This window comes from Halobacterium salinarum DSM 3754 (assembly GCF_008124605.1).
Lineage (GTDB): Archaea > Halobacteriota > Halobacteria > Halobacteriales > Halobacteriaceae > Halobacterium > Halobacterium salinarum.
This window is the reverse complement of record NZ_VRYN01000002.1, coordinates 26,255-51,558: the sequence shown is the minus strand read 5'-3', so window position 1 is coordinate 51,558 and position 25,304 is coordinate 26,255. Positions and strand designations below refer to the sequence as shown.

The window sequence follows — 25,304 nt, the reverse complement described above, 5'->3', positions numbered from 1 at the left end:
CACGCCGGATCACAGTGTCTGTGGGGATGCAGCCGGCCGTGGGTCGAAACTAAGGGCGCGCACGAACTTGCGTACGGCATGGGGACACGGAAAGTTCAGCAACTCGGCCCGTCGACGCTCGCGATGACGCTGCCCGCCGAATGGGCGCGCAGCCAGGACGTCGTGAAAGGCGACGAGGTGACCGTCCGCGAGGGGGGACGTGGCTCGCTGACTGTCACCCCGGCGTCGGCCCGCCAGGGGGAGACGGAAGCCACGATCCACGCCACGGACTTCGACGCCGACGCCGTCGAGCGCGCCATCGTCGGCCAGTACGTGCTCGGGCGGCGCATCATCCACGTCGAGAGCGAAGCCGCCCTCGACTCGGCGCACATCAACGCGGTCTACAGCGCCGAAACCCAGCTCATGGGGTTGGGGGTGGTCGAAGAAACCCCCGCCAGGATCACCATCCGGTGTTCGGTCGATCCGGCTGACTTCGACCTCAACAACCTCCTGGAGCGCCTCGAAAACACCGGGTCGACGATGCGCGGGGAGGCCGTGAAGGCGCTCGCCCACGGCAACCCGGATCTCGCACAGCGCGCGCTCAACCGGGAGCGACAGGCCAACAAGATCTTCGTGCTGTTGTTGCGGCTCATCTTCACCGCCTACCACGACCCCGGGCTGGCGCGCACGGTCGGGCTCGACGAGGGGTTCCCGCTCGTCGGCTACCGGAGCGTCGCGAAGAACCTCGAACTCGTTGCGGACAACGCCGAAGACATCGCGGAGATCGTCATGGCGACGGACGGCCACACCTTGGACGTCGATCAGGCGACGATGCGCCGCATCCGCGAGTTCACCGACGCCGTCGACGACGTCGCCGCCAGCGCCGTTTCGGCGGCGGTCAACCGCGACTACGACGCCACAGTGGCGGTGCGCGAGCAGTTCAGCGCGATCGAGGACCGCGAGGCCGACATCCTGGCTGACCTCCCGGAGATGAACAACGCCGACCTGCTCGAAGCCCGGGAGGTGCTGGTGAGCCTCCAGCAGTCCGCACAGTACTCGATGCGCAACGCCGAGATTGCCGCGAACCTCGCGTTGAACGAGCAGTCCGCACACACCACACTCACGTGACCGACGCCCCCGGGCCGCCGAGTAGAATCAGTTAAGGGCCGCCACCGGCAACCCTGGCGTGTGACTATGCAGTCCGCCGACGAAACCGACAAGGGTGTTGGCGTGGGCATCGTGTTCGGCTTGCTGACGGCTGCGGCCGCCGCGTACGCCTTCGTATCGTCCGGGCAGTTCCAGACAGCGATCGGGTTCGGCGCGGCGATGGTGCTTGCGGCGTTGTCCGTCGGCGCGATCCAGCTCTGGGGGTAGCCGGAAAACCATTAAGCCGACGAAGCCACAACAGCAAGTGATGAGCGACTACACCGACGAGGAACGCCGCATCCTCGACTACCTTCGGGAGAGCGTCGACCGGGGTGAACGGTATTTCCGGTCGAAGAACATCGCGGACCATCTCGGGCTCTCCTCGAAGCAGGTCGGTGTTCGGCTCCCGGAGCTGGCGGAGAAATCGGAGGAAGTCGACATCGAGAAGTGGAGCCGGTCGAAATCGACGACGTGGCGGGTCGAGCCCGCGTAGTCCGGTAATCGGCGGCTTTTTCCTGACGGCACCGAAACTCCGCGTATGACCGTTCGGGTCGAGCGCACGTTCGAATTGGCGGTGCCCCCTGAGGACGTCTGGGCGTTTATCTCCGACCCGGAGAAGCGCGCCGACGCCATCAGCGTCGTCGATAGCTACACGACCACCGGTGACACGACGACGTGGCACGTCGAGTTGCCGATCCCCGTCGTCCGGCGCACCATCGACGTGGAGACACGCGACGTGGACGTACGACCGCCGACGTTCGTGAAGTTCATCGGCAAGTCGGGCATGTTCGACGTGACCGGCGAACACGAGATCGAGCCGGCCGACGACGGATCGACGCTCACGAACCGGTTCGTCGTCGATGGCTCCGTGCCCGGCGTCGAGCAGTTCTTCAAGCGCAACCTCGACGACGAACTGGACCGCTTGCAGCGCAAGCTTGCCGACGCATAGCCGGTGTGGCGGGCGGGCAGGTCGAGACCCGGCACACGCACCCACCGACACGTGAGTTTAAGTAGTCGGAGCCAGTACTGTGCACTGCCGGAAACGACGCTTTTCTCGTCGTGACGGCATCACAACATCGCTCCGCGTCCGCACCCACCCCACCACCGCTGCTATCGGCGCGTGGCCACGATTCCGGGACTCGTGGCCACTCGCCACCATCCGCCTCTTCGTAAAAAACGTGTGTTCCGACGCGACGACGGCTTACTCGTCGGTGTTGATGTCCGCTGAGAGCCCCTGCGCCATCTCGATGTCCTTGGAGTTGTTCAGCGTCCACGCGGTGCGCTCAGTGACCGCTTCGATGACCTCGCGCGCGCTGGGGTAGCCGTTCCCGGATTTCTTCATGCCGCCGAACGGCAACTGGACTTCCGCGCCGATGCACGGCAGGTTGCCGTACGCCAGCCCGACTTCGGCGTTGTCGCGGTAGTAGTTGATCTGGCGGTAGTCCTCGCTGATGACCGCGCCAGCGAGCCCGTAGGGCGTGTCGTTGTGGATCTCGACGGCGCGCTCGATGTCACCGGAGTACTCGATGAGCGCGACGTGCGGGCCGAAGACCTCCTCGGTGATCGAGCGCAGGTCCGGATCGTAGTCCACCTCGTAGACGAACGGCCCCACCCAGTTGCCGTCCTCGTGGCCGTCGGGGATCTCGTCGTCGCCGAGCTCGGTGCGGTCGACGAGCACGTTCTCGGCTTCCTCGCGGGCGATGTCGTTGTACGTCTGGATCTTCTCGACGTGGGCGGGCTCGATGGCCGGCCCCATGAACGTCTCCTCGTCGAGGGGGTCGTCGACTGCAACCGACTCCGCGATCTCGACGAACCGCTGTTTGAACTCGTCGTAGAGGTCCTCGTGGACGATGAGGCGCTCGCTGGACACACAGCGCTGGCCGGTCGTCTTGAACGAGCTCATGACCGCGGCGTGAACGGCGATGTCGAGGTCCGCCTTCTCGGTGACGACGATGCCGTTCTTGCCGCCCATCTCGCAGGCTGCGAGCTTGCCGGGGTCGTCGGCGACCGTCCGTGCGACCTCCTCGCCGACCTCGGCGGAGCCGGTGAACAGCACGGTGTCGATGTCGTCGTGGTCGACGATGCGGGCGCCGGCGTCGCCGAAGCCCTGCACCATGTTGAACACGCCGTCGGGGATGCCGGCGTCCGCGAACATCTCGGCGATGATCTGGCCACACCACGGCGTCTGCTCGGCGGGCTTCCAGACGACGGTGTTGCCCTCGACCAGCGCGACGGCCATGTGCCAGAACGGGATGGCGACCGGGAAGTTCCACGGCGTGATGCAGCCGACGACGCCGCGCGGCTGGCGTCGCATGTAGGCGTCCTTCTCGGGGATCTCGGAGGGGACCACGTCGCCTTTCGGGTGGCGGGCGTCGCCGGCCGCCCACTCGACCATCTGCCAGGCTTCGGTTACGTCGGCTTTCCCCTCGCTGATCTCCTTGCCACACTCCTTGGTGACGACCTCACCGAGCTCCTGGTGGCGGTCTTTGAGCTCGTGGTAGATGTCCCAGAGGTACTCCGCGCGGTCGATGCGGGACAGCGACTGCCACTCGTCCTCGGCGTCGTCGGCGGCCGCGATCGCCGCCTCGACGTCGGTCGTCGTGCCACGCTGGAACGTGCCCAGCGTCTCGCCGTTCGCGGGGTTCCTGCTGTCGAAGGTCTCGGTGCCGTCGCCGTCGACCCATTCGCCGTTGATGTAATGTTGGTACGTCATCGGGAGAGTCTGCGTTGTACTGCGTGAAAAAGATGGGTCTTCTATGGACGATAGCGCGTACACTGTCACATGGTGTCACAGGCCGCGCTGGGCGTTCGTTGCGGCCATCCCGATGTGGCCGGTCAGCGCCGCGGTGTCGAAGTCGTGGTCGGGGCGAAGCTGGACGAACCCCAGGAAGTCCTGGGCGCGCAAGAGCGCGTCCATCGTGGTGGAGACGTCCGCCGCGGCCTCGTCGACGGTGTACGACTCGCGGGCGATCCGCACCACGGTCTGGGCGTCGATGAGCGGCTCCAGGGCGGCGAGCGCGCACGCGAGGTCGTACGCGCGGGCGTCGGCGATGGCGTCCGTGTCGACGTTGGTGGCGTCGATGAAGTAGAGGTCGCCGTCGGACACGAGCACGTTCTCGGCGCGCAGGTCGCCGTGTGCGACCCCGTTGGCGTGCATCGTGGACAGCGCCTCGAAGACCGCCGGCGCGTGGGCGGCCACGTCCGCCGCGGGCACTTCGTCCAGGGGCGTGAACGCCGGCAGGTAATCCAACACGAGCACGCCGAAGCCGTCGACCTCGAAGGCCTCGATCGGCCGCGGCGCGTTCACGCCGAGCGCCCGGAGATCGCGGGTGGCGTCGCGTTCGTGTTCGGCCATCGCAACCGGGCCGTCGAAGCGCTCGAAGAACCCCTCGGTGCCGCTGGAGAACATCCCCAGGTTCCGCGCACCGGTGAACACCGCGTGCACGAGCGCGTTCTGCTCGGAGATGACTTTCACGAACCAGCGGTCGTTGACGACACACGGCGTCGACAACCAGTTGTCGGCGTCGAGGAACACGACCCGCACGGTGTCTTGGTCGTAGCGTGCGCCGAGCTCGCGGGCGACAGCTTCCAGTGACTCCCATGGGACGGTGCCGCGAACGAGCTGGCGGATGCGCACACTGGGGGTTCGGCGGCCCGAGTCAAATGTCCAACGCCATCGCGGTTTGTCGGCACGGCGCCGGGGGTGTCCGGCCGGTCGACTGGGACCGCCCACACAGCCATTGTAACAAGTACATGTTTTCGGTGCGTTTATCATGGTTGTGCCAAACGTTGACGCATGAACCACGAGCTGCCCGACGAGCACGCACTCATCCAGGAGACCGTCCGCGAGTTCTGCGCGGCGGAAATCGAGCCGATCGCCGGCGACATCGAAGCCGAGCATCGCTTCCCCACGGAGATCTTCGACGCGCTCGCGGACCTCGACATGCTCGGGGTGCCGATCAGCGACGAGTACGGCGGCCTCGGGGGCGACCAGCTCATGTACGCCACGGTCACCGAGGAGCTCGGCCGCGTCTCGGGCTCGATCGGGCTCTCGTACGCCGCCCACGTCTCCCTGGGCGCGAAACCCATCGAACTGTTCGGCACCGCCGAACAGAAACGCGAGTGGCTGCGCCCGCTGGCCGAAGGCGACTACCTGGGGGCGTGGGCGCTCACGGAACCAACCAGCGGCAGCGACGCCAGCGACATGTCCACCACGGCCACGCGCGACGGCGACGACTACGTGCTCAACGGCACCAAGCAGTTCATCACGAACGCCTCCGTCGCCGGCAGCGTCGTCGTCAAAGCCGTCACCGACCCGGACGCCGGCTACGACGGCATCTCCACGTTCATCGTCGACCCCGCCGACGACGGCTTCGAGGTCACGGCCGAATGGGACAAGATGGGGCTGAACGCCTCACCCACCTGTGAGATCTCCTTCGACAACTGCCGCATCCCCGCCAACCGGCTGCTCGGCGAGGAAGGCGACGGCTGGACGCAGACCAAGAAAACACTCGACGGCGGCCGCATCTCGATCGCCGCCCTCTCGACCGGGCTCGCACAGGGCGCGTACACCGCTGCCAGCGAGTACGCCACCGACCGCGAGCAGTTCGGCCAGCCGATCTCCCGGTTCGACGCCGTCCGCAACACGCTGGTCGACATGCACCGCAAGATCGAGCGGGCCCGGCTCCTGACACGCCGCGCCGCCAGCAAATACGACGCCGGCGAGTCGGTCACCCGTGAGTCCGCGCTCGCCAAGCTCGACGCCAGCGAGGCCGCCCGCGAGGTCGCCGAGGACGCCGTCCAGACGCTGGGCGGCTACGGCTACACCACGGACTTCGCCCCCCAGCGGTTCTTCCGGGACGCCAAGCTGATGGAGATCGGCGAGGGCACCAGCGAGATCCAGCACCTCGTCATCGGCCGCGAGCTCGGGCTGTGAGCGCACGCTGCCCGGCCGTTCACGGATCCGAGTCGCCGCGCTGGGCGAGCACCCGATCGACGATGTCGCCCGAGGACAGCACCTCGTCGTCGTAGCGCGCCTCGCGGGGGGACGCGCGTTCGACCGCGCAGTCGAGGCCGCGGTCGGCGAGTTCGGCTTCGATGGCGGCCGCGTCGTGGTGCTGGTCGAACCCCAGCGCGATCACGTCCGGGTCGATGGCTTCGATCGGCGCGAAGATGTCCTCGGGGTGGCCGATCCGGGCGTGGTCGACGGGGTCGAGCGCGGCCACCACGTCGCGGCGCTGGCGGTTCGGCAACACCGGCGGGTCCTTGTGCGTGACGTTCTCGCGGCGCGCGAGGATGACGTGCAGTTCGTCGCCCATCGCGGCCGCGTCCTCCAGGTAATGAACGTGGCCGGGGTGAATCAGGTCGAACGTTCCCTGCGCGACGACGCGTGTCATTCTAACTCCTCGTCGATGTCGGCCTGTGTGAAGTCGAAAAACGACTCGGGGTCCGGCAAGTCGACGTCGAGCACCGTCGTCGTGCGGGGTTCGCCCTCGCTGTCGAACGCCCGCCAGCAGTCCGGCCCGTAGGGGTGGCCGAGGATGATGTGGAGTTGCCCCTTCCCGAACATCGACCGGTCGGCGTCCGACGGCGCGAGCACGCCGTTGGGGTGGGAGTGGATGCTGCCGACGTTGCGCATGTCGTTGGGCACCTGTGTCGACCCGAACGTGGCGCTCACGGGGTTGGTTTCGGTGCCCGGGATCACGAGCACGTCGGTCACGACGTATCCGTCGTCGGCGTCCAGATCGAACGCCGACGCGGGCGTCGCCCGCAACAGCCCGAGGTACTCGTCGGGGTGAGAGTCCTGGGCCGCCTCCCGGGCGAACTCCAGGGCGTCCTCGGCGATGCCGAGTACGGACGGCCGGCCACCGAACAACATACCGTGGTGTCCGCGCCCGCTGAAGTTGAGGGTTCCGACTCGCTGCCGGCACAGCCGAGGCCGAACCTCGCAGGAGTTAAAACTGCCGCCGCCAATCCCTAGACAAGATGACTGACGCCACTGTGGGCGATGAGGCCGCTGCGCCAACCGTCGTCCGTCTCGACGCCTCCTGCACCACCCAGGAGGTCGAAGCCGGCGAATACTACCACGCCACCGTCAACGGTGTCGTGGAGTACGGCGCGTTCGTCGACCTCTCCGAGCACGTCTCCGGACTGATCCACGAATCGACGTACTCCGGCGATCCCGACCTGGCGGTCGACGACGACGTGATCGTGCACCTGTCGGCCGTCCGCGACAACGGCGACCTGAGCTTCGAGTTCGTCGACCCCGAGGAGTACCGGACCGAACAGCGCAGCCACGCCTACGAGCGCACCACCGCCGACGCCGTCGGGTCCCGGATCGGAGACACCGTCCACATCGAGGGCGAGGTCGTCCAGATCAAGCAGACCGCCGGCCCCACGGTGTTCCGGGTGCGCGACGAAACCAGCGCCATCCCCTGCACCGCCTTCGAGGACGCCGGCGTGCGCGCCCACCCCGGCGTCGAGGTCGGCGACATCGTCCACGTCAGCGGCGACGCCGACGACCGCGAGGGAACCACCCAACTCGAAGTGGACGCTTTCGAGGTGCTGTCGGGCGGCGACAGCGCCGACGTCGCGCGCCGCCTCGACGCGGCGCTGGCCGAACAAGCAGACCCCGTCGATGTCGACGCGCTCGTCGACTGGCCGGCGCTCGAACAGCTCCTGCCGGACCTCCGGTCGGTCGCGCGGACACTCCGCCGCGCGGTCTTGGAGGGCCGTCCCATCCGGATGCGCCACCACGCAGACGGCGACGGCATGTGCGCCAGCCTCCCGGTGCAGTACGCCCTCCGGCAGTTCATCGAGGACACCCACCAGGACGAGGACGCCGCCCGCCACCTCCTCAAGCGCCTCCCCAGCAAGGCCCCCTACTACGAGATGGAGGACGCCACCCGCGACCTCAACTTCGCGCTGGAGGATCGCGCCCGCCACGGCCAGAAGCTCCCGCTGTTGTTGATGCTTGACAACGGCAGCACCGAAGAGGACACACCCGCATACAAGACCCTGGACAACTACGACATCCCGATCGTCGTCGTCGACCACCACCACCCCGATCCGGGGGCCGTCGACCCGCTGGTCGACGAACACGTCAACCCCTACCTGCACGGCGAGGACTACCGCATCACCACCGGGATGCTGTGTGTGGAGCTCGCGCGCATGATCTACCCCGGGATCACGAGCGACCTCGAACACGTGCCCGCGGTTGCCGGCCTCTCGGACCGCTCGAAGGCCGACGCCATGACCGACTACTTGGACCTCGCCCGGGACGCCGGCTACGACGAGTCGTTCCTCCAGCAGATGAGCGAGGCCCTCGATTACGAGGCGTACATGCTCCGGTACGACCACGGCACCCAGGTCATCGCGGACATCCTGAACGTGGACGGCGACGCGCAGCGCCACCGCGAACTCGTGCCGTTCCTCGACCGGCTCGCCAGCGAAGCCGTCGCCGAGCAACTGGACGCCACGCGGAGCCACGTCGAACACGAGCGCGTCGCCAGCGGCGCGAACCTCTACCGGATCGACGTGGAGAACCACGCCCACCGCTTTACGTACCCCGCGCCGGGGAAAACAACCGGCGAGATCCACGACCGCAAGGTCGAGGAAACCGGGGAGCCGGTGATCACCATCGGCTACGGCCCGGACTTCGCGGTGCTCCGGTCGGACGGGGTGCGCCTGGACATCCCCACGATGGTCGAAGAACTCAACGCCGAACTCCCCGGGGCCGGCGTCTCCGGCGGCGGCCACCTGGTCGTCGGCTCGATCCGGTTCGTCCCCGGGATGCGTGATGCGGTGCTGGACGCGCTCATCGAGAAGATGGCCGACGCCGAACTCGACGCCGACCTCCGGAGCGCCCCACAGCGCTAACCCGCCTCGAATTCGATGCGGGCGGCCGCCGCGAGCAGGCCGGCAGTGACGGCGACACAACACGCCACCGCGACGCCGACCGGGAGCCGCCACGCGCCGCCCCGCCAGTCGGCGCGAAACGCCCGCCCGTAGTACGTTGCGACGGCGGGATCGTCGATCACCACGACCACCTCCCGGTTCTTCGTGGCGGCCTGCGTGTTCCAGTTCAGGCTGCCGACGACCGCGCGCTCGCCGTCGACGACCGCGCCCTTCACGTGCACCTTCTCGAAGCGCGACCGCGGCTCGACGATCGCCGCCGCCAGATCCAGCTCGTGGGCGTCAGCAACAGCGTTCAGTCGCCGGGTCGTGTTGCGGTTCTGGGCTTCGTTGTACCACCGCCCCGACAGCAGCACGCGCACCCGGACCCCACGCTTGGCCGCGTCAACGAGCGCGGTCGTGAACTCGCCGTGTGGATCGAGGCGCGGCTGCTCGACGACCACCGACTCGGTGGCGTTGTCGAGCAGCGCGTGCACGCCCTGGCGGGCGTTGTCCGGTGCAACGTGCACCACCGCGCGGTCAGCCTGGGTCGTGACCGGCGGGAACCGGGTGGCGAACTCGCCGGAGGCCACGGACCGGTTCCGGGCGGTGAGGGTGTCCCGAGCCGCCGCCCACGGCCGTGCGTCCGGCCACCCGGTGTCGGCGCGGAACACGGCCGCGAGGTGGGCGGCCAGCCGAGCGTCGGCCACCGACACGCCCCACCCGCGGTTGGCGTGGCCGCCGCTCCCGGACGGCTTCCAGTTCTCCGAGAGCACGACCGCGCGGTCGTCGGCGACCACGTACTTGGCGTGGTGGAACCGATAGCGGGCGCGCTCACCCCCAAGCACGCGCACGTCTACCCCCGCCGCACTGAGCCGGTCTGCCTGGGTGATCTCGGCGCGGGGCACGCCACCGGCGACGCTGCCGCCGACGAGCACCCGCACGTCCACGCCGGCGTTCGCGGCGGCCACCAGCGCGTCCGTGACGCGCGTCGACGTGATCGTGTAGCCGGCCAGGTAGAGCCGCCGGTCGGCGTCGGCGATCGCGGCCACCGGCTGCCCGGGGTCGTCGGGGAGCACGAACGCCGACAGCGAGACGTTCGTCGCGGTGACCGGCGGGAAATCCGTCGCCCCCAGCGGCGTCCACGTGTCGCCGTCCCAGCGCTCCGCCGTGGGCGCACGCCCGTACGACAGCGCGTCGACGGTCCGGTTGTGTCGCGTGCGGATCGTGACCCGGTCGCCGGCGTTCGACAGCGACAACGACCCGGTCACCTCGACGACCGGATGGGGCGTCCGGGACCTCGTCGTGGCCGGCGCGGTTGAGACCGCCACGGTTCCGGAGAGCGTCCGGTTCGGGAACGCGGCGCGGTGGTGGCTGTCGGTGATCGTCCACCCGGTCGTGTTCGTGGGCGTCCCGAAGGAGACGACCACGAACTCGCCGGCGTCGCCGTCGCTGGCCGGGTTCGGTGCCACTCCCACAATGGTCGTCGATGCGAGCAGCGCGGCCACGGCCAATCGAGCGAACACACGCCCTGCTGGCCGCGCGTCCCTACTTGAACTTACGCGCTCCCCGTCGAAGCGTCGGCAGCGTCACGATGGTCAAGCGCGGTCACGGCCTTCGTGGCTTCCTGCTCGACGACGTACGCCCGGTCGTCGGCGTACTCGGCGGCCGCCTCCAGCGCGGCCTCGGTGCCGATCTGGACGAGCGCCCAGGCCGCCGACGCCCGCACCGTCTCGGAGTCGTCGCTCTCCAGGATGTCCACGAGGGGCGCGATCGCGCGCGTGTCGCCGATCAGTCCGAGCGCGCGGGCGGCCTGGCTGCGAACGTCGGCCCGCTCGGCGACGAGCTGGTCGGCGACGACCTGCGTGGACTCACGACTGCCGATCTCCCCGACCGCCTTCAGCGCGGTCGTCCTGAGGTTCGGGCTGCCGTCCTCAGCCACGTACTCCTCGATGTGTTCGAGGCCGTCTTCGACGCCGATCTTCCCCACGACCTCGATGGCTTTCGGGTCCCGGCGGGCAGCCAGTTGCCCGACCGCGTCGAGTGCCGCCGGCTTCGCGACGTGCAACAGCGCGTCCAGACAGTGGCGCTGCATGAACTCCGAGTCGTCCAAATGCTCCATGCACAGCAGGATCATCTCGACGTTCCCGCGTTGCTCCCACTGCTTGAGGGCGGTCCACTCCGGCGGGAAGTCCTTGTGCTTGTCACCCATCACCTCATAATACCCCTCCGCGCGGAGCTTCTGGCGGACTGAGAGGTCGTCCCACTCCTGGGCGTCCGCGACGCCCTCGTCCAGGCTGTCGGTGGCCGCGACCAGGGATTCGATGGTGTCCGCGTCCGCGTCGGCGTCCAACCCCGCCGCCGAGATCCGCTCACTGACCGCCGCAAGGTCGGCACCGAGATCACCGGTCTCGTCGAACGTCTCCCCCAGGGCGTCGCCGGCCGCCTCACGGAACTGGGCGACGACGGCCGCGAGGTCGTCTTCGCCCTGGTCGGTCCACCGCGTCTCCGCGATCGTGGACTGCGCGGCGTCGACGGTCTCGGCGGCGTCGCTGGTGTACGGGCCGCGCTGGTCGTCGACACCGTCGCGAACCTCGGCGAGGTGATCGGTGAGTGCCGCTTCGCGGCTCTCCTCGTCGTCGTCGTCCGGTTCGGGGAGCTCGGCGGCCTCGATGTCGGCCGCGACAGCGTCGAGGCTGGCCTCGATGTCGTCGAGGTCGGACTCGGTGCTGGCCGCCTCAAGCGCCGCCTCGGCGTCGTCCAGCCGGGACTCAAGCGTGTCCGGATCAACGGCAGTCGTGTCCGCCGCCTCACCGGCCTCCTCGGTCGTCTCCGCGGGTTCCTCGTCCCCGTCGCTCATACACGTGCGTTCCGCCAGCGCGCCTATGAGCGTTTCCCTTCGGGGGCGCTGGCTACGCCGCTCGCCAGTAGAACCGCGGTGCGAACACCAGGTACGCGCCCGCCCACCCGAGCAACGCCTTCGGGAACGCGCCCGCCAGCGCCGCCGGCGCAACCACCGCGCCCGCCTGCACGACGCCCATCGCGAGCGCGTCCCGAACCAACAGATCTGGGTACTCGATCGTCGACACCATCAACACAGCCAGCACCCCCGCAGCCCCAACGATGACCGTCGGCTGCTCGACGCCCGCGAGCACGCCCGCCGCCAACAGCGTGGCGGCAAGCGTTGTCTGCACGCCCTCCGTGTGCTCGTGGCCGGTGTCGTAGGCCGTGTACAGGCCCAGCCGGACGACCGCGCTGGCGACGAACCCCGCCCCGACGACGAGCGCCCCGATCCCCACCGGTGCCCCCGCCTGCCAGGTGTTCCCCGTGGCGGCGACCACGATGCACGCCGGCGCAACGCCGAACGACGCCACGTCGGCAAGCGAATCGAGGTGTTTGCCCGCCGGCGTCGAGCCGAGGCGGCGCGCCACAACCCCATCGAGGCCGTCGGCGATCGCCGCCACCAGCACGATCCGGGCGGCGAGCCGGGGGTTGCTGGGTGCCGTGACGACCGCGAGAAACCCCAGCGCCGCGTTCGCCGTGGTCACGGCGTCGGCCACCCCTAACCGACCGACGAAGCGCGGTTGCATACGACTCGCCAAACACGTGGCCCGTCCTTACGTGTTTACATCCGCGACCCACCCGCGACCGCGGCAAATAAATACGCCACAGCCCAACCATGTGACATGCATCGTCGGGCGTTTCTCGCCGGCGGAACCACCCTTTCAGTGGGCGTGTTGGCTGGCTGCATCGGCCCATCGGTCTCGAAGTCCGACTACGACATCGGCATGGTGTCGAACGGGTTCGTCCCACAGGAGCCCGTCGAGGACGAAGACATGGCCACCCACCAGCTGACCGCCGGTGACACGGTCACGTGGGCGAACACGGGCTCCCGGAACCACACCGTCACCGCCTATGGGAGCGGACTGCCCGAGGGGGCGTCGTACTTCGCGTCCGGCGGCTTCGACACTGAGCCGGACGCCAGGCGCGCCTGGCAGGACAACGTCGAGGGCGGCGGCAACATCTCACCCGGCGCCACCTACGAGGTCACGCTCACTGTTCCCGGTGAGTACTACTACTTCTGCATCCCCCACGAGGGTGCCGGCATGCGCGGGAAACTCATCGTCGACGACTGAACGCTTGGGCGACGCGTCGACGCGCGAAAAAACCAGGTGTGTGTGATCGGCGACCGCGAGTTACTCGCCGCTGAAGTCCACTGCCGTCTCCTCTTCCTCGTGGACCTCCTCGGGGTGGGCTTCCAGGGTCGCCTTCTCGACTTCCACGCGGCGAAGCGGGTAGATCGTGTTCGCCTCGTCGTAGATCGCCGACGACAGCCGTCCCTCGATGATGGAGTTCAAAAGCGCCTCGAAGGTGCGCTCCTCGCCGGCCTCCTCCACGAGGTCGATCATCGTCCGCCGGATCGCGTGCTGCTGGCTCTGGTCGGCCTGCTTGGTGGTGTACGCCACCGGCTGGATGCGCACGCGGTAGTCGTCGGTCGTCAACACCGTGACCGTCACTGCGACCTTCGACGACCCGCGGCGCACGAGGCTGCGCTGGTAGTCCCGCGTCAGCTCGGCCTGCACGAACTGCGTGGACGCGCTGTCGCTGCCCACGTCGTCGATCTGGAAGGTCAGCTTGATGTTGTTGTCACCGCCGTCCCGGATGTCCGACAGTGCGGCCTGAATGGTTCGGTCGTATACTTGATCTGGCTCCTCTGCCAGGGTCTCACCGAGCTCCGCGCGGTCGAACTCCTCGGGCGCGAGCACGGTGTACCACCGCTTCTCCTGGTCCTGCTTGGAAACTGAACGTTCGCTCATGATTGATGTGTGGTGTGTTGGTTTGCTGTCTGTGCAACCGTCGCCGCAACGGTGAGGTTCACGACGTAGTCGTCGACGGTGGACTGCATGCCTGCGGTGTCCGCGCGCTCGATGCGCGTCACGACGGTGTCGCCGGTGTCGTCGACCGTGGTGGTCATCTCCGCGGTGTTGTCGGGGCGCACGCAGGCAGCGACCAACGCCGGGGTGTCGACGGCGGTGCGGATCGTCGCCGTGCGCGTCACAGTCCACCCCGCACGGTCTCGATCACTGCGTCCGCGTCGCTGCTGTCCCCGAGCGTGGTGACGGCGCGCCGACGGGTCCCGACACTGCCCGGCAGTACGGCGTGCGCGTCGGCATCGGTCGTCGCGAGCGCAGCGGTCTCCGTGCCCACCGCAAGCACTGCCGGCTCCGTGGCCCGATAGTCGCGGAGCAGCCGTGCAACGGTCGGGCTGGCCGTGGGGACGTCCGCAACCACGACGCCGCGGTGGCGCGCCAGCGACGCCGCACGGACGGCCGCATGCGACGGCGCTGCGTGTGCCTGCCACGCCGCCAGCACCGCGGTGCGGTCGGCAACGCCGAGCCCCAGGGCGACCCCGTGTCCGGGCGCTGCCCACGCTACCGCGTTCAACACGTCGGCGTACCCCTCGACGGTCGCCATCATCCCGTCCGGGGTGGCGCGCGGACGCAGCGCGTCGTGGACCGCGTCAGCGGCGCACGGCGGCGCATCAGCGGTGGCGTCCAAGGCCACCGCCGACGCGAGCCGTCGGCGCGCCGCCGCGTCGGGCTCCGGTGGGAGCCCGAGCTCGGCGAGGAACGCCCCGGCTGCCTGCTCGTCGCCGGAAAACGACGCGTGTACGAGCGTCGAATGCGCCAGCCCGGCGGCCAGGTCGGCCGTCGGAACGCCGACGCCCGGGCGGCGCGTCCACGCCTCGGCTGCCGCCCGCACGTCGGCGGGCGGCTCGACGCCGTCCGCGACCGCGCCCGCAGCGGTGACGACGGGATCCGGGTGGGTCCCGACCTCGCGAGCGAGCGCGAACGCGTCCGCAACGCCGGTCACGGAGGCGTCGGCAGCCACCGCCTCACAGCCCACGGTCACGTGGGACGCAGTCGGCGTGGCTGCCTGCGAACCGTCAGCAGCGCCGCTGTGCGACGGTGGCTCGGATACCACGCGCACCTGAGAGGGCACGCCCACCTCGTCACAGACGCCGGCAAGCAGTCCCGCGGCCACAACGCATCCGCCGGTCGGCGCCGCTGTCACGCGGACGAACTCCGCACCGGACACCACGCCAGCGACGTCCCGCACGCCGTCGCTGTCGTTGCTGCTGCGTCCCGTCGTCGCCATGCCGTTACTCCTCGATGATCTCGCGCGCCGTCTCGTAGGAGTACGCGAACTCCTCGTCGAGTTTGTCCCCGCGGTAGTAGTCAGCGAGGCGGCGGATCTTCGACTGCGTGTTCTGCAGCGCGCGCTTGTTCTGGTGGTCCTGGCCGTTGGCTTCCACGTGCTCGTGGAGCCGGACCGCCTTCTCCAGGAGGTTCCGGAAGTCCTCGGGCAGCTCCGGCTCGGCGTCGTGAGCTTCGAGGATCTCGGTGACCTTCTTGCCGGTCGCCAGCTTCACGTCCGGCACCGGCGTGCCCTGCACGCCCTCGTCGCGCAGCTTCAAGCCGATCTGGGAGGGGTCGTGGCCCTGCTCGGCGAGCTCCACGACGCGCTCCTCGATGGCGTCCTCATCTACGTCACTCCACTCCGGCGGTTCGTCTGCCGTCGGGCGATCCGAACCGCTGGACCCGCGACGGCGTGTGTGCATTCGTGCCATTGTTTACGATCTGGATTGGAACAACACGAGACGCTGCCGGCACCAGCTGGTGCCGCGACACTACCGCAGTCCCAAGCCCACCAACCGGCGGGCGTGTCGGATCTACGGCCGTGCGTTCCCTACACCGTCGGAGACGGTCCGCCTGGTAAAACGTTTCCATCCCGCCGAGGCGCTCGAATCGCGGGGTTTATCAACGACCCCCGGCAACGAATGGATGCGTTCGCGGGCTCGTAGATCAGTGGTAGATCATCCCCCTGGCACGGGGAAGGCCTCGGGTTCAAATCCCGACGAGTCCACTCCCGTTCCTTCGCTGTCCTCAGTTCCCGACACCGCACGGTACGTTCCGTGAGACGCGTTCGTCGCGTTTGGGGCAACGCCCGCACGGAAGCGAGTGCAACAGGACCGTGTGGGTCAGCGCCATCTGAGCTGCTTGCCGTCCTTTCGGTGGCGGGTGGGACAGCGCGCTATCACCGTCTCCGGCTCGCGCCCCCCACTGTTGCTTCCCTCTCTCAGTCCAGATCACAACCCGGCGAACGGCCCGTTGTGTTCCTCTCACGCGTGCCACCGCGTGCCGCGACCCGGGGGTTCAGTCGCCGGTGTCGTCGGCGGACGCGTCCACCGTGGTGTCAGCATCGGGCTCGTCGGCGTCATCGCGGGTCTCGAACTGGTTGACCGTCGTGGCCAGTGCGTCGGCGCGATCGCGGAGGTCGTCGGCGCTGCGCGCGATCTCCGCAACCGACGCGGACTGCTCTTCGGCGGCGGCCGACACCTGCTCGGCGTCCTCGGTGACGTGCTGGCTGATGTCGGCCACGTCGTCGACGCGCCGCACCACGCTTTGGGTGGCGTCGGCCTGGTCCTCGGTGGCGTCCGAGATCTCCTGGATGCCGTGGTTGGCGTCCTCGATCGCGTCGACGGTGTCCTCGATGGCGGCTGCGGCCCGCTCGACCGTCGACACGCCGTCGTCGATGTGCTCGCTGGTGGCGCGGATGTCCGCCACCGTCTCGTCGGTCTCGGCCTGCACAGCCTGGATCTCGGATTCGATATCGGCGGCGGCTTGCTTGGTCTCCTCGGCGAGATCCTTGACCTCGTTGGCAACCACGGCGAAGCCGTCGCCGTCCTTGTCGGCGCGGGCGGCCTCGATGTTGGCGTTCAACGCCAGCATGTTCGTCTGCTCGGCGATGTCCGTGATGAACTCGATGATGTCACCGATGTCCGACATGCGCTCCTGGAGCGCGAGGATCTGATCGACGGCGTCGGCGGACAGTGACTCTATCTCGGCCATGTCGTCGATGGCTGACTCCGCGGCGTCGCGGCCGGCTTCGCCGCGCTCGACGGCGTCGGCAGCCGTTTCCGCGACTGTCGCGGAGGACGCCGCGACCTCCTGGATGCTGGCGGACAGCTCGTCCATCTCGCCGGCCGCGCGTTCGAGGTCGTCGTGTTGCTGGATGGCGCCGTCGGCGATCTCCTGGATGCGTTCGCTGACGGTCTGGCTGGTCGTCTCGATCTCCTCGGCGCCGGTGGCGACCTGCAGGGTTTCGTCGGCGACCTCGTCGGCGAACCCCGCGACCTGGGCGATGGTGGCCTCCAGGCCGTCGAGCATCGCGTTGAACTCGGTGGCGACCGCCCGCATCGCCTCCTCGTCGGCGTCCTCGTCGAGGCGCTCGGTGAGGTCGCCGTCCGCGACCGCCTGCATGACCTCGCTGTAGTCGGCCGCCCGCTCCTGGAGGCGTTCGCTGGCGGCTTCCGCCGTTGCCTTCGCGCGCTCGGCCTCCGCCTGGGCGTCCTCGGCGTCGGTGCGCAGCTCCTCGGCTTCGGCTTTCGCTGCGTTGGCTTCCTCGACGGCGGCTTCGGCCTCCTGGATGCGGTCCTGGAGTGACACACGCATGTCGTCGAAGCTCCCGTAGAGGCGTCCGACTTCGTCGATGCGCCGCGTCGAGAGGTCGACGTCGAAGGTCCCGGATTCGATGTCCTGGGCGCGGTTCCGGAGCCGCTTCAGCGGCGTGACCGTGTGGCGGCCGAGCGCAACCCCGACGATCGCCAGCGAGATGACTGCAAGCACCACCAGCACGGTCACCGTCTGGCCGACGGTGTCTCTGACCGCGAACGCCTCCCCGGTGTCGACGCTCGTCACGGTCACCCAGTCGGTGTGTGGCGTCGCCGAAAGCGCGTACACGCGGCCGTTCGACACCGTCGTTGTGGCCGCCGTGGTGTCGTTCCGAACGGCCGCGATGCTGTCGGTCAGCGCGCCGGCATCGAATCGACTGTTGGAATCCAGTACGGGCTCGTCGTCGGTGTTCAGGATCGTGGTGCGGCGCGTCGAGTTCGCGTCCGAGAGCCGGTCGACCTGGGGCTGGATGCGGGTCACCACCACGAGGTGTGCGCCCTCGCGTTTCGGCACCGAGCTGGCGAACGCCATCACCGGCTCGTCGTTGAGCACGGGGGAGCGGTACGACTGCTCGGTCGCCCACACCGCACTGTCGTTGCCCGGGCCCTCGGGGACGGCTGCGGTCGTCCAGGGCGCGTCGAGTTCTGCGAGCGACCGGCCCTCGATGGCCAGCTCCGTGCTCGCGACCACCGTTCCCCGCGTCTCGTTGACGAGATGCATGCTTACCACGTCCGCGGGCAGCAACTGGTCTTTGAGCAGGATGTAGGGGGCCGCGCGGCGGTCGTCGCGTAGCGCCTCGTCCTGTGACACCGACCGCGCGTGCGTCCGTTGTTGCTCCATCCAGGCCCCGATGGCGTCGGCCTCCAGCTGATTGGATTCGGCCAGCTGGCGGGTGGTCTGGTGCTCGACGGTCGTCTCCGTCGACTGGAACGCGAACACGCCGGCCCCCGCGATGACCACCAACACGACGATGAACGCGACGGCGAACTTCGCGCCGAACCGGCGTCTGATGGCGTCAGGCGCGACGACACTGGCGGCGTTCCGGAGTGCGCCAGTGATGCCGTCGCTCATACGCCACCACCGCCGGCGGACTGCGGGCGCTCGGTCGGCACCGTGATGTCTCCCGCGACGAGCGCCTCGCGTGTCTCCCCGAGTGCGTCCGTGACGGCGTCGGGGATCGCCGGCCCCAACTGGGTGCCGTATTGGACGCTGACCCCGTTGGTCGCCAGGCCGAGCGACACCACGTCGCCCGCCGGCAGGTCGCCGTCGATGGTCGCTTCGATGGCGTCGTAGACCGCCGTGTCGATGCGTTTGACCATGCTCGCGAGGACGACGTCGGCGTACCGTGGATTGCTGCGCGACTGGTCGGAGTCGACGCCGATGGCGTACCGGCCGTTGGCCTGGGCGGCCTGCAACACGCCCACGCCGGCACCGCCGGCGGCGTGGTAGACGATGTCAGCGCCGGCGTCGTACATGGCTGCGGCGGCGGTCCGCGCCGCCTCGACGTCCTCGAAGTCGCCGATGTACGCCGCGAGCACGTCGATGTCGGAGGCGGTGTGTGTCACTCCCGCCTGGAATCCGGCGTGGAACCCGTGCGTGAGCGGCTCGTCGACCCCGCCGACGAACCCCACCGTGCGTGCGTCCGGGTTCGTGGCACCGCCGCCGGCGTCGATGTCCCGTGTCGTCAGGAGGGCCGCGAGGCGGCCCGCCTGGAACGAGCCGATCTGCTCTTCGAAGACGTAGCTCGCGACGTTCGACGCGTCGACGGCGGTGTCGACGATCATGAACTGCTGGTCGGGGGCAGCCGCGGCGGCGCTCTCGAGCCCGTCGGCTTGCCGGAACCCGACACAGCAGACCAGATCGTACGCCGGGTTCGACGACGCGGCGAGCGTCGCCTGTGTCTCCCCGAGTTCGGCGATGCTGTCGGGTTCGTGGTTCGTGTACGCGATCCCGTGGTCGAGCCGGGCGCGCTGGGCACCCCGGTTCGCCGCGTCGTTGAACGACCGGTCGTCCAGGCCGCCCAGCGCGTACACCATTCCGACGGTGGCTGGGGCGTCGTCGGTGGCCCGCGCTTGCTCGGCGGGTGCGCCACCGCCACCGGTCGATTCACCACCGCCGCGCCGTCCCAGGCAGCCGGTGACCGCGGCGACGGTCGCTGTGCTGGCACCCGCAAGCAGTTGTCGTCTCGTGAGGTGTGGCGTGGGCACGGTGTCCTCTATCAGAGTAAGCAAAAGCCGCTGGTAAAAACGTCGGGGCCAGCTTCTCGCGAGTGATAACGTCGTCACAGGGCCGGAAACCAGCTGGAACTGTCGAAAAACCACGATTTAGTGTGGTCGAAAACTGGGCGCGAAGCGACCGAGACGCACAGTTGGTATATGAAGGTGCCGGTTCGAGGGACGTTCTGTGGGGTTTCTGTCGTCCGGCTGTCCGGTCGGGCAGTTGCGTGATCGGCGTCCGTCCCGCGGCGGGCCGCCGGTCGCCGGGCGGCACGGATAAACGGGATTTGTATCTGTGCCCCACTCCCAGGATCACGCAGAAGTGGCGCTTCTTAAACGTGCCCAGTCCTGAGTCGGTAGTGATGTCTCGTGACACCCGACTTGACCGTCGAACAATGCTGAAGTCTACCGGCGCAGCGGTGACTGCGACCCTTCTCGCTGGCTGTTCCGGTGGCGGCGACACCGGCGACGATGAGAGCGACTCCGAGAGCGGCGAGGAGGCCACCGGAAACGAGGCCGGCGGCGGCGAGGAGGCCAGCCAGAGCGGTGGGAACACGATCGCGGTCGCACCCGATGGCGGGTTCAAGTTCGAGCCGTCGGAGCTCACCGTCTCCGTCGGGGACACGGTCACGTGGGAGTTCGAGGAGTCCAGTCACAACGTGAGCGCGTGGCCGGACATGCACGACAAGATCTCGATCCCCGATGGCGCATCCGGGTTCGGAACCATGGACAAAGACGGGAACCAGTTCGCGGTTGTCGACGCCGGTGAGACCCTCGAACACACGTTCGAGACGGCCGGCGAGTACACCTACGTCTGCATGCCACACGTCGCATCTGGCATGATCGGAACCGTCGTCGTCGAGGAGTAAGCCAGCCCGCTCGGCCGGGTGACGCACCGCGGTGCGGGTTGCTTCCCACCTGATATTCTTGGGGGTAATACATCGCCGCCGGATAATTATCAACTGTTCGAAACGTTTTTGCCGTGTAGTCCGAACCACCCCGTATGGACGACACACCTGCGTTCGAAACCCTCGCCGTCAGCCACGGCGAATCACCGCGCGAGACGCGCCACGGCGATGTCGTCTCGCCCATCCACCTCGCCTCGACGTACGCCGTCCAGGAGTTGGACACCGACCTCAGCCTGGAGGGCGTCGACCCCGACGACGGGCAGTTCCTGTACTCGCGCCTCAACAATCCGACCAGACACGCCCTCGAACGGCGCCTCGCAGCCCTCGAAGGCGGCGACCACGGCTTCGCGTTTGGCTCCGGCACCGCCGCCATCGCCACCGCCGCCTTCGCCGCCGTCGAACCCGGCGATCACGTCGTCGCCTTCGACGACCTCTACGCCGGCACACGGCGCATGCTCGAAACCCTCTTCGAGGGGAACCTCGGTGTCGCCGTCTCGTTCGTGGACGCCACCGACCCGGACGCCGTCGCCGACGCGATCCGTCCCGAAACCGCCTTCGTCTGGATGGAGACCCCCACAAACCCACGCATCAAGCTCTGTGACATCGCCGCCATCGCCGACATCACCGACGACGCCGGCGTCCTGTTCGGTGTCGACAACACCTTCCTCAGCCCCTACTTCCAACAGCCCCTGGCGCTCGGCGCGGACGTCGTTGCCCACTCCACGACGAAATACCTCAACGGCCACAGCGACGCCGTCGGCGGCGCACTCGTCACCAACAACGACGCGCTCGCCGACAGCGTCGAGTTCCTCCAGCAGGTCGGCCTCGGGAACATGCTCGCGCCGTTCGACGCCTACCTCGTGTTGCGCGGCATCAAAACCCTTGCCCCGCGGATGCGCGACCACGAGGCCAACGCCCTCGCCATCGCCGAATACCTCGCCGACCACGACCGCGTGACCGCGGTTCACTACCCCGGCCTCGACTCCCACCCGCAACACGACCTCGCGGACGCCCAGCAGTCCGGCTACGGTGGCATCCTCTCGTTCGAACTCGACGGCGACCTCGCCGACGCCAAGCGCTTCCTCGACGCGCTCGACGAGTTCAACCTCGCGGTCAGCGTCGGCGGCGTCGAATCACTGGTGGAACTCCCCGCGGGCATGACCCACGAACCCATCCCGAAGCCCGACCGCGAAGCCATGGGCATCACGGATTCGCTGATCCGCGTGTCCGTCGGCATCGAAGCCATCGAGGACCTCATCGCGGATCTCGACCGCGGCTTCGAGGCGGTCCGATCGACCACCCCGACAGCCTAACGCCGCCGTGCCACCCCGGCGACCAGAATCCATTAACTCCGCCAGCCCCTACGGGACGTATGAACTCCGACCAGCGTGGCGTCCCGCGGCGCGAGTTCCTGAAAGCCGCCGTCGCCATCGGCGGCGCGAGCGCGCTGTCGGCGTGCCTCGGACGCACCGACGACCCGATCCCCGGGGGCGTTGCCGACCCGACCACGCTCCCCACGCGACAGCACGCGTGGAACGACCACGCCGCACGCGACGACGCCGGGAACGTGTTGCCACCCCGCCACCACGTCCTGCTGCACTTGTCACTTCCTGCCGGCCCAGCGGCCACCACCGACGCCGACCGCAGGGCAGTCACGGCTGCACTCACCGCGCTCGAACGCGCCTACGAATGGTCGAACGAAGGGCTGTTGTTCACCATCGGCTACTCGCCGGCGTACTTCGACGCGCTGGACGCCACTCCGACGGGGGTTGATCTGCCCCGCCCGCGCGCGCTTTCGGAACTCGAATCCCCCACGCTCGACGAGCCCGACGCGATCCTCCATCTCGCAAGCGACCGTGCCGACGCGGTGCTCGAAGCCGAGGCGGCGCTCCGCGGCGACCGCGACGCCGCGAACGACGAGCCGATCGACGCCACGCTCACGTCGGTGTTCGACGTGGTCGACCGCCGGACCGGGTTCGTCGGTGCCGGACTCCCCGCGGACAACCAGGACACCGGCGGCGTTCCCGAGGACGCCCCCGTTTCCGAGGACGCCCCCCTCTACATGGGGTTCAAATCCGACTTCGAAGGGAGTCAGGCCACCGAAGACCGCGTCACGATCGACGACGGTCCGTTCGCGGGCGGCACCACCCAGCACGTCTCCCACATCACGCTCAACCTCCAGCAGTGGTACGGCCAGGACGACCGCGAGGACCGCGAGGCCAAGATGTTCTGTCCCGCCCACGCCGCCGACGACCGCATCGAAGGCACGGGCGAGAACCTCGGTGCTGCCCCCGGACTGGACGGCTCACCGGCGCCGGCGGAGTCCGCCCGCGAGGACGGCATGGTTGGCCACGGCCAGAAGCTCCAGGTCGTCCGCGAGGACGGCCGCCCGATCATCCTCCGCCGCGATTTCGACTCCACGGACGGCGGACAGGCCGGCGTGCACTTCCTCGCGCTGCAGTCAGCGATCAGCGACTTCGTCCGCACGCGCGAGGCGATGAACGGCGCTGATGTCACCGCGGACAGCGCCGTCGGCCGCACGGCGAACAACGGCATCCGACAGTACCTCTCGGTCACCAACCGCGGGAACTTCCTGGTGCCGCCCCGCCCCAAGCGCGCGCTCCCGAAGCCGGACGCGTAATCACGCCCCGATCGTGCCCCGACGCACCCACGCCAGCGCCGACCGCAGCCCGGGTGACCGCCGATGAGCGAGGTCGCCCCAGCGGTCGCACTCGACGCCGTCCACAAGACCTACCAGCGCGGCGGCCAGCCAGTCCACGCCCTCCGCGACGTGTCCCTCCGCCTCCCGCGTGGCTCGTACACCGCCGTCGTCGGGCCGCGGGGCTGTGGCGCATCCACACTGCTGGCGGTCCTGGGCTGCCTGGCCGCCCCCACGAGCGGCCGCGTGGTCGTCGACGGCACCGATGTCACCCAGCTTGACCCGACAGCGCGGACCGACTTCCGCGCCGAAACCATCGGCGTGGTGTTCCCGGGCACCACCGTGTTGCCGCGGCGCAGTGCCGTCGAAAACGCCGCCCTCCCGCTGTTGTTCCAGGGGGTGCCGGGCCGACAGCGCAGGCGACGCGCCACCACTGCCCTAGAGCGGGCCGGCCTCCCGGCCAGCCACGCCACCCGGCCAGCCGCGACGCTGTCGGGCGTCCACCGCCACCGGGTGGCACTCGCGCGCGCACTGGTCGCCGACCCCGCGGTGGTGCTCGTCGACGAGCCCGCCGCGGCGCTCGACGCCGACGCTGGCCGCGAGATCATGGCCGCGATCACCGACCAACAGGACGCCGACACCACGGTGCTCGTCGCGACGCACACCGCGCGCGTCGCCGACCACGCTGACCGCCGGCTCGCGCTCCACGACGGCGCCATCCGGCATCCCGACGGTGACACGGCATGAACCAGTTCGAGAGCGTTCGCATGGGGCTGCGCGCGATCCGCGGCCACCCGCGCCGATCGGGGCTGGCGGCGCTCGGCGTCGCAGCCAGCACGGGCACGGCGCTCACGCTCGTAGGGGTGGCGGCGGGCTTCGACACCACGCTCGGCGTCCACTGGCTCGGCGCGGGGTCGCCCGCCGACGTTCCACTCGCCCGTGTCTGGGGTGTCCCTGGCGGCGTGCTCGCAGCCATGGTGGCCGTCCTCGGGGCCGGCGTGGGTGCGGTCGCGATCACCGCCGTCATGCTCGTGGCGGCCGTCGAGCGCGCCCCCGAGATCGCGGTCATGCGGGCCGCGGGCGCGCAGCCCGCTGACATCGCGCACCTGTTCGTCGTGGAGGCCGCGCTCTGCGGCGGCCTCGGGGGTGTCGGCGGCGTTGTGGGTGGCGCGCTCGCCACAGCCGCTGTCACCGCCTCCGCCGGGGTGCCTACCGTGGTGCTCGTGGAGTGGGGCAGCGGTGCCGTCGCCGCCGGGGCGCTTCTCGGTGCGGTCGCCGGCCTGTATCCGGCATGGCGCGCCGCACGCACCGACCCCGCCACCGCGTTCCGAGCGACCTAAGCGCGGCTCCGGAACTCGACTTCGGCACCGGTCAGCGCGTACTCGAAGAACCGGGCGTGGCGGGACGTGACCCCGAGGTGCGCGTCCCGCGTGCTTCGAATCCGGTCATGCCGGTTGGCCCGTCGCTTCGCTCCTCGCTGCACGGGCGTGGCGGGACTCGAACCCGCGATCTAGAGGTTAGGAACCTCTCGCCGTGTCCGCTTGGCCACACGCCCACACGTCCGGCGTGGGTCCCACGGCGAAAATCAGTTGCGTTAGTTGGTCGCCGTGTCGTCGGCGCTGCTGGTCGCGTCCGTGGTCGTGTCGCTGGTCGTGTCAGCGGTGGCGTCCGCGCTCGCGTCGGGCGCGGACTCGGATTTGATCTCCTGGAGCTCCTGTTCGACTTCCTCGCGGCCCTTCTGGAACTCGCCGATCGCCTCGCCGCTGGAGCGGGCGAGCTTCGGGATCTTGTTCGCCCCGAACAGCAGAATGGCGATGAGCAGGACGACCGCTAACTCCATCCCGCCGGGAAAGCCACCAATGAACAGTGGGGTGCTGGTGAGCATCTCTACCTACGGATACCCATCTCTTGACTATAGGCTTTATGCTCGCTCCAGGCGGGTGGTCACGGGCCGATTCGGCCCCGGATGCGCGCAACCCACCCCGGC

26 protein-coding genes and 2 tRNA genes are annotated in these 25,304 nt (G+C 69.0%); 13 read left to right on the top strand and 15 right to left on the bottom strand.

Annotated features, from left to right (window positions below):
* Nucleotides 1-78: 78 nt before the first annotated feature.
* The 4 genes from APQ99_RS05300 (at nucleotide 79) to APQ99_RS05285 (ending at nucleotide 2,074) form a co-directional block, all read left to right on the top strand.
* Entirely contained in the window at nucleotides 79-1,107 is a 1,029-nt protein-coding gene (locus APQ99_RS05300) for a phosphate signaling complex PhoU family protein (RefSeq protein ID WP_010902535.1), read from the top strand.
* A gap of 66 nt (nucleotides 1,108-1,173) precedes the next feature.
* The gene (locus APQ99_RS05295; RefSeq protein WP_010902536.1) at nucleotides 1,174-1,353 is read left to right on the top strand and encodes a DUF7525 family protein; all 180 of its coding nucleotides are present in this window, start codon (nucleotides 1,174-1,176) and stop codon (nucleotides 1,351-1,353) included.
* Between the two features lie 40 nt (nucleotides 1,354-1,393).
* Nucleotides 1,394-1,618, top strand: a complete 225-nt coding sequence (locus APQ99_RS05290) for a DUF7123 family protein (RefSeq protein ID WP_010902537.1) — start codon at nucleotides 1,394-1,396, stop codon at nucleotides 1,616-1,618.
* 45 nt (nucleotides 1,619-1,663) lie between these two features.
* Nucleotides 1,664-2,074, top strand: coding sequence for an SRPBCC family protein (locus APQ99_RS05285; protein ID WP_136361129.1), 411 nt, complete (start codon nucleotides 1,664-1,666; stop codon nucleotides 2,072-2,074).
* 252 nt (nucleotides 2,075-2,326) lie between these two features.
* On the opposite strand, the gene APQ99_RS05280 is transcribed toward APQ99_RS05285, so the two are convergent.
* Together APQ99_RS05280 and APQ99_RS05275 are read right to left on the bottom strand one after the other, a co-directional pair.
* Complete coding sequence (locus tag APQ99_RS05280) at nucleotides 2,327-3,838, bottom strand: aldehyde dehydrogenase family protein (RefSeq protein WP_010902539.1); 1,512 nt, start codon at nucleotides 3,836-3,838, stop codon at nucleotides 2,327-2,329.
* A 75-nt stretch (nucleotides 3,839-3,913) separates the two neighbouring features.
* Entirely contained in the window at nucleotides 3,914-4,762 is an 849-nt protein-coding gene (locus APQ99_RS05275) for an RIO1 family regulatory kinase/ATPase domain-containing protein (protein WP_012289221.1), read from the bottom strand.
* 159 nt (nucleotides 4,763-4,921) lie between these two features.
* Here APQ99_RS05275 and APQ99_RS05270 point away from each other — a divergent pair, with 159 nt between their 5' ends.
* A complete protein-coding gene (locus tag APQ99_RS05270) occupies nucleotides 4,922-6,061 on the top strand; it encodes an acyl-CoA dehydrogenase family protein (RefSeq protein WP_136361130.1) in 1,140 nt (379 codons plus the stop codon).
* Nucleotides 6,062-6,080: 19 nt separating this feature from the next.
* Here APQ99_RS05270 and APQ99_RS05265 read toward each other — a convergent pair whose 3' ends face one another.
* Both APQ99_RS05265 and APQ99_RS05260 read right to left on the bottom strand, forming a co-directional pair.
* The gene (locus APQ99_RS05265; protein WP_136361131.1) at nucleotides 6,081-6,521 is read right to left on the bottom strand and encodes an adenylyltransferase/cytidyltransferase family protein; all 441 of its coding nucleotides are present in this window, start codon (nucleotides 6,519-6,521) and stop codon (nucleotides 6,081-6,083) included.
* Complete coding sequence (locus APQ99_RS05260; protein ID WP_010902543.1) at nucleotides 6,518-7,003, bottom strand: Mov34/MPN/PAD-1 family protein; 486 nt, start codon at nucleotides 7,001-7,003, stop codon at nucleotides 6,518-6,520. The genes APQ99_RS05265 and APQ99_RS05260 overlap by 4 nt, the downstream gene beginning before the upstream one ends.
* Nucleotides 7,004-7,110: 107 nt before the next feature.
* On the opposite strand from APQ99_RS05260, the gene APQ99_RS05255 reads away from it, so the two are divergent.
* Nucleotides 7,111-9,003 carry a DHH family phosphoesterase gene (locus tag APQ99_RS05255; protein ID WP_012289222.1) on the top strand — a complete coding sequence of 631 codons (1,893 nt, stop codon included), beginning with the start codon at nucleotides 7,111-7,113 and terminating at the stop codon, nucleotides 9,001-9,003.
* Here APQ99_RS05255 and APQ99_RS05250 read toward each other — a convergent pair.
* The 3 genes from APQ99_RS05250 to APQ99_RS05240 are packed head-to-tail and all read right to left on the bottom strand — an operon-like array spanning nucleotide 9,000 to nucleotide 12,608.
* Complete coding sequence (locus APQ99_RS05250) at nucleotides 9,000-10,544, bottom strand: phospholipase D-like domain-containing protein (RefSeq protein WP_244289014.1); 1,545 nt, start codon at nucleotides 10,542-10,544, stop codon at nucleotides 9,000-9,002. The genes APQ99_RS05255 and APQ99_RS05250 overlap by 4 nt on opposite strands.
* Nucleotides 10,545-10,576: 32 nt before the next feature.
* Entirely contained in the window at nucleotides 10,577-11,878 is a 1,302-nt protein-coding gene (locus APQ99_RS05245; RefSeq protein ID WP_136361132.1) for a HEAT repeat domain-containing protein, read from the bottom strand.
* A gap of 52 nt (nucleotides 11,879-11,930) precedes the next feature.
* Nucleotides 11,931-12,608, bottom strand: a complete 678-nt coding sequence (locus tag APQ99_RS05240) for a protein sorting system archaetidylserine synthase (protein WP_136361133.1) — start codon at nucleotides 12,606-12,608, stop codon at nucleotides 11,931-11,933.
* 96 nt (nucleotides 12,609-12,704) lie between these two features.
* Here APQ99_RS05240 and APQ99_RS05235 point away from each other — a divergent pair, with 96 nt between their 5' ends.
* Nucleotides 12,705-13,154, top strand: a complete 450-nt coding sequence (locus APQ99_RS05235) for a cupredoxin domain-containing protein (protein ID WP_136361134.1) — start codon at nucleotides 12,705-12,707, stop codon at nucleotides 13,152-13,154.
* A 60-nt stretch (nucleotides 13,155-13,214) separates the two neighbouring features.
* Here the strand turns inward: APQ99_RS05235 and APQ99_RS05230 are convergent, their stop codons facing one another.
* From APQ99_RS05230 to APQ99_RS05215, 4 genes are read right to left on the bottom strand one after another with little or no spacing between them, the layout of a single operon-like run.
* Nucleotides 13,215-13,835: a 30S ribosomal protein S3ae gene (locus tag APQ99_RS05230; RefSeq protein ID WP_136361135.1), complete on the bottom strand. Its 621-nt coding sequence runs from the start codon at nucleotides 13,833-13,835 to the stop codon at nucleotides 13,215-13,217.
* The gene (locus APQ99_RS05225; RefSeq protein WP_012289224.1) at nucleotides 13,832-14,077 is read right to left on the bottom strand and encodes a KEOPS complex subunit Pcc1; all 246 of its coding nucleotides are present in this window, start codon (nucleotides 14,075-14,077) and stop codon (nucleotides 13,832-13,834) included. Before APQ99_RS05225 ends, APQ99_RS05230 begins: the two co-directional genes overlap by 4 nt.
* A complete protein-coding gene (locus tag APQ99_RS05220) occupies nucleotides 14,074-15,177 on the bottom strand; it encodes a hypothetical protein (RefSeq protein WP_010902551.1) in 1,104 nt (367 codons plus the stop codon). Before APQ99_RS05220 ends, APQ99_RS05225 begins: the two co-directional genes overlap by 4 nt.
* Nucleotides 15,178-15,181: 4 nt before the next feature.
* Nucleotides 15,182-15,649, bottom strand: coding sequence for a 30S ribosomal protein S15 (locus tag APQ99_RS05215; RefSeq protein ID WP_010902552.1), 468 nt, complete (start codon nucleotides 15,647-15,649; stop codon nucleotides 15,182-15,184).
* A gap of 224 nt (nucleotides 15,650-15,873) precedes the next feature.
* Between APQ99_RS05215 and APQ99_RS05210 the strand changes: the two genes are divergently transcribed.
* Nucleotides 15,874-15,945, top strand: a tRNA-Ala gene (locus APQ99_RS05210).
* A gap of 290 nt (nucleotides 15,946-16,235) precedes the next feature.
* Here the strand turns inward: APQ99_RS05210 and htr6 are convergent.
* The gene (htr6, locus tag APQ99_RS05205) at nucleotides 16,236-18,605 is read right to left on the bottom strand and encodes a chemotaxis signal transducer protein Htr6 (protein ID WP_136361136.1); all 2,370 of its coding nucleotides are present in this window, start codon (nucleotides 18,603-18,605) and stop codon (nucleotides 16,236-16,238) included.
* The gene (locus tag APQ99_RS05200; RefSeq protein WP_136361137.1) at nucleotides 18,602-19,741 is read right to left on the bottom strand and encodes a BMP family lipoprotein; all 1,140 of its coding nucleotides are present in this window, start codon (nucleotides 19,739-19,741) and stop codon (nucleotides 18,602-18,604) included. The genes htr6 and APQ99_RS05200 overlap by 4 nt, the downstream gene beginning before the upstream one ends.
* Before the next feature lie 404 nt (nucleotides 19,742-20,145).
* Here APQ99_RS05200 and APQ99_RS05195 point away from each other — a divergent pair, with 404 nt between their 5' ends.
* The 5 genes from APQ99_RS05195 to APQ99_RS05175 all read left to right on the top strand — a co-directional run bounded on the left by APQ99_RS05195 (nucleotide 20,146) and on the right by APQ99_RS05175 (nucleotide 24,657).
* Entirely contained in the window at nucleotides 20,146-20,619 is a 474-nt protein-coding gene (locus APQ99_RS05195) for a plastocyanin/azurin family copper-binding protein (protein ID WP_010902555.1), read from the top strand.
* Nucleotides 20,620-20,753: 134 nt separating this feature from the next.
* A complete protein-coding gene (locus APQ99_RS05190) occupies nucleotides 20,754-21,971 on the top strand; it encodes a trans-sulfuration enzyme family protein (RefSeq protein ID WP_010902556.1) in 1,218 nt (405 codons plus the stop codon).
* A 59-nt stretch (nucleotides 21,972-22,030) separates the two neighbouring features.
* Entirely contained in the window at nucleotides 22,031-23,299 is a 1,269-nt protein-coding gene (locus tag APQ99_RS05185; RefSeq protein ID WP_136361138.1) for a DUF7405 family protein, read from the top strand.
* A gap of 63 nt (nucleotides 23,300-23,362) precedes the next feature.
* Nucleotides 23,363-24,064, top strand: coding sequence for an ABC transporter ATP-binding protein (locus APQ99_RS05180; RefSeq protein WP_136361139.1), 702 nt, complete (start codon nucleotides 23,363-23,365; stop codon nucleotides 24,062-24,064).
* Nucleotides 24,061-24,657, top strand: coding sequence for an ABC transporter permease (locus APQ99_RS05175; RefSeq protein ID WP_136361140.1), 597 nt, complete (start codon nucleotides 24,061-24,063; stop codon nucleotides 24,655-24,657). The genes APQ99_RS05180 and APQ99_RS05175 overlap by 4 nt, the downstream gene beginning before the upstream one ends.
* Nucleotides 24,658-24,799: 142 nt before the next feature.
* Here APQ99_RS05175 and APQ99_RS05170 read toward each other — a convergent pair.
* Nucleotides 24,800-24,872, bottom strand: a tRNA-Arg gene (locus tag APQ99_RS05170).
* Between the two features lie 39 nt (nucleotides 24,873-24,911).
* Nucleotides 24,912-25,202 carry a twin-arginine translocase TatA/TatE family subunit gene (locus tag APQ99_RS05165; protein WP_136361141.1) on the bottom strand — a complete coding sequence of 97 codons (291 nt, stop codon included), beginning with the start codon at nucleotides 25,200-25,202 and terminating at the stop codon, nucleotides 24,912-24,914.
* Nucleotides 25,203-25,304 lie beyond the last annotated feature (102 nt).